Consider the following 11,916-nt stretch of genomic DNA (forward strand, 5'->3'; position numbering starts at 1 on the left):
TTGCAAAATTATCTATCTTCAACTTTTAGAATAGCTAAAAAAGCTTCCTGAGGAATTTCTATACTTCCAATATTTTTCATCCTTTTTTTACCTGTTTTTTGTTTTTCTAATAACTTTTTCTTGCGACTAATATCACCACCATAACATTTAGCTAGAACATTCTTTCTTAAAGCTTTTACATTTTCACGAGCAATAACCTCTGATCCTATTGCAGCTTGTATAGCAACATCATACATTTGTCTTGGAATAATCTCTCTCATTTTAGAAACAATTTCTCTTGCTCTATATCTTGCAACAGATCTATGAACTATCATTGATAAAGCATCTATATAATCTCCATTAATAATAATATCAACCTTAACAACATCAGCTGCTCTATAAGCCAATAACTCATAATCCATAGACGCATAACCTCGAGAAATAGATTTTAATCGATCAAAAAAATCTAGAACTATTTCTGCAAGAGGTATTTCATAAATCAAATTAACTTGACGTCCATGATAAGACATATCAATCTGAATACCTCTCTTAACATTACAAAGAGTCATTACTGCGCCAACATAGTCTTGAGGTAAAAATAAACTTACCTTAACAATAGGCTCACGAATTTCACTAATTGAATTTAATGCAGGGATTTTAGATGGAGTATCTATCAATTCTATACTACCGTCCTTTCTTTGGACTTCATATATTACAGAAGGAGCTGTAGTAATAATATTCATACTAAATTCTCTTTCTAATCTTTCTTGCACTATTTCCATATGTAATAGCCCCAAGAAACCACATCTGAATCCAAAACCTAAGGCTTGTGATACTTCTGGTTCAAAAACTAAAGAAGCATCATTCAACTTTAATTTCTCTAAAGAAATACGCAAGAACTCATACTCAGAACTTTCAACTGGATATAAACCTGCAAATACCTGTGGCTGAACAATTTTAAATCCTGGCAAAGAATTAGTAGCCTGATTATCAAATGCTGTAATAGTATCACCAACTTGAGCATGTTTTAGATCTTTTATACCAGCAATTACAAAACCAACCTCACCTGCAGATAAAGACTCTCTATATTCTGACTTAGGAGTGAAGATCCCTACTTGTTCACACATATGACTAATTTTATTAGACATAAATAAGATCTTATCTCTAGGCTTAAGTACTCCATTAACTATCCTTACTAAAACAACTACTCCTATATAACTATCAAACCAAGAGTCAATAATCAAAGCTTGTAAAGGTTTAGATATATCACCTACTGGTGGAGGAACCTTTGCAACTATTAACTCTAAAATCTCTTCTATACCAACACCATTTTTGGCACTAGCTAAAATAATATTGCTCGAATCTAATCCAATAAAATCTTCTATTTCTTGAATCACATTTTCTGGATCTGCCTGTGGCAAATCTATTTTATTTAAAATAGGCAGAACCTCTACACCTAGATCAATTGCAGTATAACAATTAGCTACAGTTTGAGCTTCGACTCCCTGTGATGCGTCAACAACTAATAATGCTCCTTCGCATGCTGACAATGATCTACTTACTTCATAAGAAAAATCAACATGTCCAGGAGTATCAATCATATTAAATTTATATAAAATACCATTTCGTGATTTATAATTTAAGGCAACTGTTTGGGCCTTAATTGTAATACCACGCTCTTTTTCTATATCCATAGAATCAAGAACCTGATTAGACATCTCACGATCTACAAGAGCTCCACATTTTTCTATTAAACGATCTGCTAAAGTTGATTTTCCATGGTCTATATGAGCTATAATAGAAAAATTACGTATTAAATTCATTTTTTAAAACTATCAAAAATTAATAAAGTCACATATATAATAACTAGTCAACCAACTTAATTGGCATCCATTGAGTCTGATCACCTCGCCGAACTAATAACAGGAAAGTTTTTTTATTAGTCTTAGCAAGAAAATTAGTAAAATGACTAACATCTTTTATATTTTCATCATTGATCGCTATTATAATATCATTAACTTTTAATCCTGCTTTTAATGATGGACCATTAATACCTTTGATTAATACGCCACCAGTTATACGTAGACTAGCCTTCATTTCTTGTGAAAGATCAACTACTTCTAATCCAAATTTATTAGAACTTGCATATTTAAGATGTAAAGGAACTGCTTCATTGGAAATCTCACCAATTTTTACTTTAACATTTATTTTTTTACCTCTTCTTAAAATCTCAATTTCAGAAATTTTTCCAGGTTTTGTTTGTCCTACAATTCTTGGCAAATCAGACCATTTTTTTATTTCTTCATTATCAAATCTTAATACCACATCACCAGCTTGAATACCAGCTTTATCTGCTGGACCAGAAATTTCAACATTAGTAACTAAAGCTCCATGAGCTTTAGGCAAACCTAACCCATCTGCAACTTGTCTGCTAATTTCAGATATTTGAACCCCAATACGACCTCTTATAACTTTACCTGAAACTCTTAAATGATGAACAACTCTCATTGCTTCATCTATAGGTATAGATAAAGAAATGCCCATAAATCCACCACTTCTAGATACTATTTGTGAATTAATCCCAATAACCTCTCCTTTCAAATTTAATAAAGGGCCACCGGAATTTCCAGGATTAACAGCAACATCAGTTTGTATAAAAGGTAAATAATCACCTGTATCACGACCTATTGCACTCACAATACCTGCAGTAACAGTAGAATCAAGACCAAATGGTGATCCTATAGCTAATACCCATTGACCTTTTTTGACTGTAGTGACGTCACCTATTGGAATAGGATTTACATTTTTTACATCAATTTTAAGTAAAGCAATATCCGTTCTATCATCTGCTCCCACCAAATTTGCGATAAATTCCCTACCATCTGCTAAGGTAACAAGAATTTCACTAGCATCTGATGTAACATGATTATTAGTTAAAATATATCCATCGTTAGAAATAAAAAATCCAGATCCTAAACCTTTAGGAGTTTTCTCATCTAAAGGCTGTTGATTATTACCATGCGGTAAAGAAGGTACATGTGGACCAAAAAACCATCTAAATACTTCATATGGATCATTACTACCATGAAAAATTTCACTCACATTAGTCATTGTACGTATATTAACCACAGAAGAGTCTAATTTTTCTACAATTTTCGTAAAATCTGGCAAAGATACTAAACTTGTATTTTCATTACTACTGTCTGCTGCAAAAATATTCGTTATGCATAACGAATATAAAAATACCATCATAAAACAAAAGCATATTCTCTTTCGAAATAAAATTATACTATTCACAATAAATCTCCAAGAGAATAAATTGTTATTAAAAAAACTGTAAAAGATTAACTAATGGAACTAATATTTATAACTATACTTTAGCAATAACTATTGTTCCATTAGTTCCACCAAATCCAAAAGAATTGGAAATAGCGAAATTAATATTTAGATCTCTTGCTTCATTAGCACAGTAATCTAGATCACAATCTGGATCTTGATTAAAAATATTTATAGTAGGAGGAGATATGCTACTATAGACAGCCATAGCTGTAAAAACAGCTTCAACTCCACCAGCAGCTCCTAATAAATGACCTGTCATAGATTTAGTGGAATTCACTACTAGCTTTTTAGCATGAGCACCAAATACATGTTTTAAAGCTTCAGTTTCATTCTTATCACCTAAAACAGTAGATGTTCCATGAGCATTGACATAATTAATAGCATCAAAGTTCAAAGAGGCATCTTTTAAAGCATTCTCAATACCTTTACTTGGACCATATTTATCTGGTGATGTAATATGAAATGCATCAGAACTCATTCCATACCCAGTTAACTCTCCATATATGCGGGCATCTCTTTTTTTAGCATGATTATACTCTTCTAATACAAGAATACCTGCCCCCTCTCCAAGCACAAATCCATCCCTATCTATATCCCATGGACGAGAGGCTGTTTCTGGAGAATTATTACGAGTAGATAAAGCTCTCATAGCAGAAAACCCTCCTACACCTAAGGGGGAAACTGTAGATTCAGCACCACCTGTCAACATAACATCTGCATCACCATAACTAATTATTCTGGCAGCATTACCTATAGAGTGTAAACCTGTAGTACAAGCAGAAACCACAGCATAACTAGGACCTTTAAATCCATATTTAATAGAAACCTGCCCAGAAATTAGATTAATTAAAGAAGCTGGAATAAAATAAGGAGATATTCTTTTTATACCTCTTTTTAAAACTTCTTTTTGAGTTTCTTCAATTTTTTGTAATCCACCTATACCTGACCCTATTAAAACTCCTATCCTCTCAGCATTTGTATCGTTAACTACCAATCCACTATCATTCCAAGCTTGACTAGATGCAGCAATGCCATAATGGATAAAAGTATCCATATGACGAGACTCTTTTAAAGAAATATATTGCCCTATATCAAAATTAGATACCTCAGCAGCTATCTGACAAGGCATTTCAGAAGAATCAAATTTAGTTATCTTACCAACTCCAGAAACACCACTAATAATATTTTTCCAGGCTGTTTCTAAATTGTTTCCTACTGGAGAAACTACACCAAGACCAGTAATAACAACACGTCGTTTCAAGCATAACTCCTTGTATTTAAAATACCAACATATGAAATCATTCATACACCACTTTAAATATTAAATATTTAATATTATCTTCAATATATGAATTTTTAATATCATATGTAAATGTTATATACTAATGCTTATAGCTACCAAGTATATAATTAACTGCTTGTTGTACCGTATTTATCTTTTCAGCTTCTTCATCAGGTATCTCAGTCTCAAACTCATCTTCAAGAGCCATAACTAATTCAACCATATCTAGTGAGTCTGCTCCTAGGTCTTCTACAAAAGATGAATTATCCTTAATATCAGACTCATTAACTCCAAGCTGCTCAGCGACAATCTTTTTGACTCGCTGTTCTATACTATTCATTAACCTATCTCCAAGTGTAAAAAATAAGCGAAACATTTAAAGTACAAAACCTAATTATATTATATGAAACACATATTTAACTATAATAGGTAAATTTGTAGATTATAATATCGTAAAACTATTTAGTATATTGTTATATACAATTCATCAAAATTTACAACAAAACAATATACTAATTCATATACATACCACCATTTACATGTAGTGTAATACCATTAATATAGTCTGCTCTTGAACTGGCCAAAAAAGATACCGTATAAGCAACATCATCAACATGACCAAAACGTCCTGTAGGAATTTGTGATAACAAAGAATCTATATGATCAGGACTTAATAATTTTGTCATATCTGTGTCTATAAAACCTGGAGCAACACAATTTACCGTAACACCTCTTCTGGCAAACTCTTTAGCTAAAACACGTGAAAAAGCCTCTGCTCCAGCCTTAGAAGCGGCATAATTAGCTTGACCAATATTACCTATTGAACCAACAACAGAAGTTATATTTATAATACGACCCCATTTGGACCTCATCATATGAGGTATAAATCTCTTAGATAAATAAAAAATACTACTAAGATTAGTATTAATTACATCATTCCAATCGGACTCTTTCATTTTAATAGATAAAGAATCTTTATTAATACCTGCATTATTAACAAGAATATCTGGAAATATTTTCTTTTCTGATAATTTCTTCATTAAAAAATCACAACTCTGAATGTTAGAAGCATCCAAAACCATCCCGCATCCGCCAAAAGAAGATAATTCTGAATTAATTACTTCTACTCCATCTACAGATCTTGAAGTGCCTACTACGAATGCATTATTATTCAATAATTCCTTAGCTATTGCCTTCCCTATTCCCCTACTTGCACCAGTAACAAGAGCAACCTTACCTTTCAAACCCATAATTGACACCACACAATATTAATAAAAAAATCTCAAACTATCATCTAAAGACCTTGAATCCTTAATTGATATAACAGATAAATTAGAATCTATTCTTTTTATGAAATTAGATAGAACATTACCAGGACCAAATTCTATAATATGAGTAATTCCTAAGGCAGACATTTTATTTATAATTTCAACCCAACGTACTGGCTTCCAAACTTGACGAATTAGAGCATCTTTAATTTCAGATGGTTTTCTACAAATAGCAACATCTACATTATTAATGATATCAATCTTTGGTGATAATAAAGTAATATCACCAATAAAACGTGACAATATTAGCGAGGCAGGCTTAAGCAAAGAAGAATGAAATGGAGCAGAAACTGGCAATAAAACAGTTTTCTTAGCACCCCTATCTTTTGCTTCATTACATACTTTCTCTACAGCCTGTTTATGACCTGCTACTACTGTCTGAACAGGAGAATTAAAGTTAACAGCTTCTACTATATAACTATCAATACTATTAGATTGGCAAATAGATATTACTGTATCAGGATTAAGACCAATGATGGCAGCCATAGCACCTAATCCAACAGGAAAAGCTGATTGCATAGCTTCAGCACGAATTCGCACCAAACGTAAAGCATCTTCAAATAACATAGACTCAGCCGCAACTAAAGCAGTATATTCTCCTAAACTATGCCCGGCCATTAAGAATGGCATTCTTCTACCAAAAGACTTCCAAACAGAGAAATATGCAAAACCTATTGCCAACATAATTGGCTGAGTATTTATCGTAAGATTTAGATTTTCAACTGGACCATTCTTTATTAAACAATTTAAATCTTGGCCTAAGATATCAGAAGCTATTGAAATGACGTCTTTAATAATCTGATTATCATTCCAACCATCTAACATTCCTACAAACTGAGAACCCTGTCCAGGAAAAACAAAAGCAATCTTCATAAATTCTATATATTTAAAAAAATATGTATATTAAACCACAGCAAGTATAGAACCACATGTAAAACCACCACCTACACCTTGCATTAGAACTATATCATGTTTTTTGATTCTACCGTCTTTCCTTGCGTAATCATAAGCAAGAGGAATGCTAGCTGCAGATGTATTTGCATGTTTATCTACAGTAATTATAAATTTATCAATCGCGATACCTAATTTATGACCTAATGCATTCATAATTCTAATATTCGCTTGATGAGGAACAAACCAATCAATATTTTCCAATAAAAAATTTGATTTTTTACAAATATTACGAGCAGAAATTTCTAAGAAATTAATTGCTTGTTTAAAAACAGCTTGCCCATCCATCCTTATAAAAGGATCTCCAGCTATAGAAGAGTTATTAAAATGACTACCTACACGAAGAATATTAGAATAATCTCCATTAGCTTGTAAATCTACTGATAATATGCCAGCATGTAAATCATTTGACTCTGATAGAACAAAGGCGCCAGCACCATCACCAAATAAAACACATGTTTTCCTATCATTCCAATCTATAATTCTAGAAAATATCTCTGATCCAATTACCATGATGTTTTTTGCAAATCCAGAACTAATAAAACTATTAGCTACTGACAATGCATAAACAAAACCACTACAAGCGGCCTGTATATCAAAAGCTGATGCTGAATATGCTTGAATATTTGCCTGCACCAAACAAGCAGTACTAGGAAAAATATTATCTGACGTAGAAGTAGCTACTATTATCATATCTAATTCAGATGATTTTAAATCAGCATCTAATAAAGCTAATTTAGCTGCTTCCCCAGCCATGTAACTATTTGTAATATTATCTGCTAAATGCCTCTGACAAATACCGGTGCGTTGTACAATCCATTCATCAGAAGTTTTTATTCCTTTTAAGTTCAAGATAGCTGCTAATTCTTCGTTAGAAACAATTTTTTCAGGCAAAAAAGAACCGGAACCTATAATCCTTGCATTCCCCATATATATCTCTGCAAAATTCTTTAATTATATAAAAAATATATTAACACCATAAAATATTATCAAATTTTCTATCTGTTAATATTTACAGAAATGTTATTTACTAAGCCGTTTAATACTGCTTCACGAGTGCGACGTAAAGCATAATGAAAAGAAACCACATCCGCAGAACCATGACTTTTAAAAACCACACCTTTTAATCCAAGCAAAGACGCACCATTGTAACGCCTATTATCCATTCTTCTTTTCAAACTATTTAATACAGGTTTTGCTACAACACTTGCGAATAAAGATAATAGATTTTTTTTAAATTCTTCCTGCATAGTAACAGAAAGCATTTTAGCTAAACCTTCTATAGACTTTAGAACTATATTTCCGACAAAGCCATCGCATACAACTATATCTACAATTCCACTAAAAATATCATTTCCTTCAATATTTCCATAAAAATTTAAATTACTTGAAGATAGAAGATCAAAAGTACTTTTAGTTAAATTATTACCTTTTATTAATTCTGAGCCAACATTTAATAAACCTATGCTTGGATTAACTACACCATCAATACTCTTTACTAAAACAGCCCCCATCATTGCAAATTGCAACAGATTATCAGGCGAGCAATCTACATTTGCTCCAAGATCTAATATTGTAGTTGACTTCCCGATCTGATTGGGTATAGATGCTGCTATAGCAGGCCTATCTATACCTTCTAATGTTTTTAAAACATATTTTGAAATAGCCATCCAAGCTCCTGTATTCCCAGCAGAAATACAAGCATCAGCTAATTTATTTTTTACACTAAAAGCTGACATATGCATGGATGATTTCTTTTTTTTTCTGAGAGCTATATCGATAGAGTCATCCATACTAATACTTTCTTCAGAAGGAATTATTTCGATTCTATTAAACGGTACATTATGGATTTTATCCAAATAACTCTTTATTAAATTATCAAAACCTACTAAAAAAATAGAAGTATCAGAATACCTCTGAACAAAAGCAACTGAAGCCGGTATAGTAACAGGTAATCCTGTATCCCCTCCCATACAGTCAATAGCTATTTTTATCACAGTATATAGAATTAATTATTTTCTTTTACTGTTAAAACTTTTCTACCTCTATAAAAACCATTTGGACTAATGTGATGACGTAAGTGTATTTCTCCAGTCTTAGAATCAACAGAAGTAGAAACAGGACTAAGAAAGTCATGAGACCTATGCATTCCTCTTTTAGAAGGCGATTTTTTATTTTGTTGAACAGCCACGACAGCTCCCTATAAAATTATGTATAATGCTATATAGTATACTATAGCATAATGTTTAATGACCTACCGGAATATTAATATATTTGTATTCAATACTTTATAGTGATTTAATTTATATATGAGACGATATAATAATAATTAATTACTATCAAATAAACATTAAAACTAACTATATGTTAGTACATAAAAATAACCATATAAGAACAATATCCCATCAAATCTATGAAAAAAAATACTCAACCATTAATTCTAGCATCAAGTTCAAAATATCGTAAAGAACTTTTATCAAAGTTAAAAATACCTTTCATTTGTATATCACCTGAGATAAATGAAACAGCTTTGGATAAAGAAACAATAAAAGAAACTTCTATGAGATTAGCTTTAAATAAAGCAAGAAAAATTTCAGAACTAAATCCTAATTGTATTGTTATTGGATCTGATCAGGTAGCAGGTTATGGTACACATCATATTGGAAAACCAGGAAACTTCTCTAATGCAAAAAAACAATTAGAGCTCATGTCGGGAAAAACTATATTTTTTAGTAACTCCATAGCCGTAACAAATGGATTGCTTACAAAGACAGCAACAACACTTGTAGAATGCAAATTTAAGAATCTAGATGAGTTAACTATAAAAAAATATCTGGAAATAGAAAAACCTTTTGATGTGGCAGGAAGCATTAAATCTGAAGGATTAGGCATAGTTTTATTAGAAAAAGTATACAGTGACGATCCTACTGCTATTTTAGGATTATCTCTTATACAGTTGACTAGTATACTAAAAGAATTTCATATAAACCCACTATTTGTAGACTATGATTCAAATGAATAGAAAATTACATTTAATACCAGTGCCTATAGGTAGCAATTTAATCAGTGCTTGTATTCCAGAAGAAACACTAAGATTATCATCTATTTTAAGAATATATATAGCAGAAAACGCGAAAACCGCTCGATCTTTTTTAAAACAAATAAATTTAAAACATCCTTTAAATGAAATAACTATCCATACAATAACAGAAAAAACACAAGATTCTGAAATAGAAAAATGGTTATCACAAGATAACATCTATGATATAGGACTAGTTTCGGAAGCTGGATGTCCTGCTATAGCAGATCCTGGATCACAAGTAGTAAAAATTGCACACAGTATGGGAATACAAATAAAACCTTATGTTGGACCTTCTTCCATAATATTAGGATTAATGTCCAGTGGTCTAAATGGACAAAATTTTGCTTTCAGAGGATATGCACCAAAAAAACAAGAAGAAAGAATTAAAACAATTGCTAATTGGGAAAAAGAATCACTTGCAAATAATCAAACACAAATTTTAATAGAAACACCATATCGTAATATTCATTTATATGAAAGTTTAGTTACTACTCTCAACCAAAATACAAAATTGTGTATTGCAAGCGAACTAAACTCAGTAAATGAAACAATTAAAACTCTCAATATTAAACAATGGAGAGCACAAGATTATCCAAATATTCATAAAAAACCTACAATATTTCTCTACATAGCAGATAACGTTTAAAAAATTATATGTTTGATTTTAATATATTTAAGATACGATCACACTCAACAGGCATACATGATTCTAATTCAATTATTTCCTTGGTTGAAGGATGCAAAAATTTTAAACCATGCGCATGTAAAAACATTCTTTTAAATCCGTTTTGAATAAAAAATAAATCATGTTCTTCTGATCCATATTTGCTATCACCTATAATTGGAAAGCCACTATGTGATAAATGAACTCTAATTTGATGTGTACGACCACTAAGTATTTTTATATTTAGCAAACTATAATCACCATAATGTCTTATTAAATCAACAATAGTATGAGCATGTTGCCCTTCTGGACTTACAACGACTCTTCTTTCACCTGATTTTGTAATATATTTTTTTAATGGAAATTTAATATGTTGTCTTTTATTCAACCATTTACCTTTAACTAGAGCAATATATCTTTTATGGCATAAAGATTCTCTAAACATCCTATGGAACTCTAATAAACAACTTCTTTTTTTTGCAACTATTAGTAAACCAGAGGTATCTCTATCTAGTCTATGCACTAATTCTAAAAATGTACCTTTTTTATAACATGCCCTCAGCTGTTCTATAACTCCGAATAAAATACCACTACCACCATGCACTGCTATTCCATATGGCTTATCTATCACAAAAAAATTATCATCTTCATAAATAATAGAAAACTTTATTTTTGGAAAAGTAACATTTGCATTTGCTTGTGGTAATCTTAAATTAGGTAATGAAACTACATCTTTAGCTAATAATTTATAATCAACTTTTGATTTTTTATTATTAATTTTAATATTTCCTTTGCGAATTATTTTATAAATATGACTTTTAGGAACCCCTTTTAAAATCTTTAATAAAAAATTATCTAATCTTTGACCTTCATTATCTACATCAATATTTATATTTTTCACAATAAAAGTAATTATAGTTATCAAAGTATCTTTGCTAGCAACAGAAAGAGACTTATAATTAGAGAAATTTACCTATAAAGATGATAATTAGAAAACTGTAATCTTAGATTAAAATATAATAAGATACAATAAATCAAATTTAATAGGTTCTATATTAATACTGATGTATTTACCAGTAAATATTTTAAATTTAAATATTTTGTGTGTACTTATAATAACATTTGTTATACACAATCCTTAGCAAATATAAGAGAATAAACTTAAGTAAAACAAACTATAAATTTATCTGAATATATTAAAGGAAAACAAAAAATAAATATTCTTATATTTAACAAAAAAAATAATATGTTAATTATAAATTATAAATAATGAATAAAAGTTAATTTGATC

12 protein-coding genes are annotated in these 11,916 nt (G+C 30.6%); 2 read left to right on the top strand and 10 right to left on the bottom strand.

Translation table 11 applies throughout. The features are described from left to right. Positions 1-8: 8 nt before the first annotated feature. The 9 genes from lepA to rpmF all read right to left on the bottom strand — a co-directional run bounded on the left by lepA (position 9) and on the right by rpmF (position 9,070). Positions 9-1,802: an elongation factor 4 gene (gene lepA / locus I1N47_02370; protein ID WBF65288.1), complete on the bottom strand. Its 1,794-nt coding sequence runs from the start codon at positions 1,800-1,802 to the stop codon at positions 9-11. Between the two features lie 43 nt (positions 1,803-1,845). Then, the gene (locus I1N47_02375) at positions 1,846-3,276 is read right to left on the bottom strand and encodes a Do family serine endopeptidase (protein ID WBF65289.1); all 1,431 of its coding nucleotides are present in this window, start codon (positions 3,274-3,276) and stop codon (positions 1,846-1,848) included. A 73-nt stretch (positions 3,277-3,349) separates the two neighbouring features. Then, positions 3,350-4,579, bottom strand: coding sequence for a beta-ketoacyl-ACP synthase II (gene fabF / locus I1N47_02380; protein WBF65290.1), 1,230 nt, complete (start codon positions 4,577-4,579; stop codon positions 3,350-3,352). Between the two features lie 121 nt (positions 4,580-4,700). Beyond that, the gene (gene acpP, locus I1N47_02385; protein ID WBF65906.1) at positions 4,701-4,940 is read right to left on the bottom strand and encodes an acyl carrier protein; all 240 of its coding nucleotides are present in this window, start codon (positions 4,938-4,940) and stop codon (positions 4,701-4,703) included. Between the two features lie 172 nt (positions 4,941-5,112). Beyond that, positions 5,113-5,850 carry a beta-ketoacyl-ACP reductase gene (locus tag I1N47_02390; protein ID WBF65291.1) on the bottom strand — a complete coding sequence of 246 codons (738 nt, stop codon included), beginning with the start codon at positions 5,848-5,850 and terminating at the stop codon, positions 5,113-5,115. An 18-nt stretch (positions 5,851-5,868) separates the two neighbouring features. Next, positions 5,869-6,801, bottom strand: coding sequence for an ACP S-malonyltransferase (fabD, locus tag I1N47_02395; GenBank protein ID WBF65292.1), 933 nt, complete (start codon positions 6,799-6,801; stop codon positions 5,869-5,871). Between the two features lie 30 nt (positions 6,802-6,831). Next, positions 6,832-7,809: a ketoacyl-ACP synthase III gene (locus I1N47_02400; protein WBF65293.1), complete on the bottom strand. Its 978-nt coding sequence runs from the start codon at positions 7,807-7,809 to the stop codon at positions 6,832-6,834. Positions 7,810-7,877: 68 nt separating this feature from the next. Continuing rightward, the gene (plsX, locus tag I1N47_02405) at positions 7,878-8,876 is read right to left on the bottom strand and encodes a phosphate acyltransferase PlsX (protein WBF65294.1); all 999 of its coding nucleotides are present in this window, start codon (positions 8,874-8,876) and stop codon (positions 7,878-7,880) included. Between the two features lie 11 nt (positions 8,877-8,887). After that, entirely contained in the window at positions 8,888-9,070 is a 183-nt protein-coding gene (gene rpmF, locus I1N47_02410; GenBank protein WBF65295.1) for a 50S ribosomal protein L32, read from the bottom strand. A 222-nt stretch (positions 9,071-9,292) separates the two neighbouring features. On the opposite strand from rpmF, the gene maf reads away from it, so the two are divergent. After that, positions 9,293-9,901, top strand: a complete 609-nt coding sequence (maf, locus tag I1N47_02415; GenBank protein ID WBF65296.1) for a septum formation protein Maf — start codon at positions 9,293-9,295, stop codon at positions 9,899-9,901. Continuing rightward, complete coding sequence (locus I1N47_02420; GenBank protein ID WBF65297.1) at positions 9,894-10,607, top strand: SAM-dependent methyltransferase; 714 nt, start codon at positions 9,894-9,896, stop codon at positions 10,605-10,607. Before maf ends, I1N47_02420 begins: the two co-directional genes overlap by 8 nt. Before the next feature lie 4 nt (positions 10,608-10,611). On the opposite strand, the gene I1N47_02425 is transcribed toward I1N47_02420, so the two are convergent. After that, positions 10,612-11,526: an RluA family pseudouridine synthase gene (locus tag I1N47_02425; GenBank protein ID WBF65298.1), complete on the bottom strand. Its 915-nt coding sequence runs from the start codon at positions 11,524-11,526 to the stop codon at positions 10,612-10,614. Between the last annotated feature and the right edge of the window lie 390 nt (positions 11,527-11,916).

This window comes from Candidatus Kinetoplastibacterium crithidii (genome assembly GCA_027557655.1).
Taxonomy (GTDB): Bacteria; Pseudomonadota; Gammaproteobacteria; order Burkholderiales; family Burkholderiaceae_B; genus Kinetoplastidibacterium; species Kinetoplastidibacterium crithidii_C.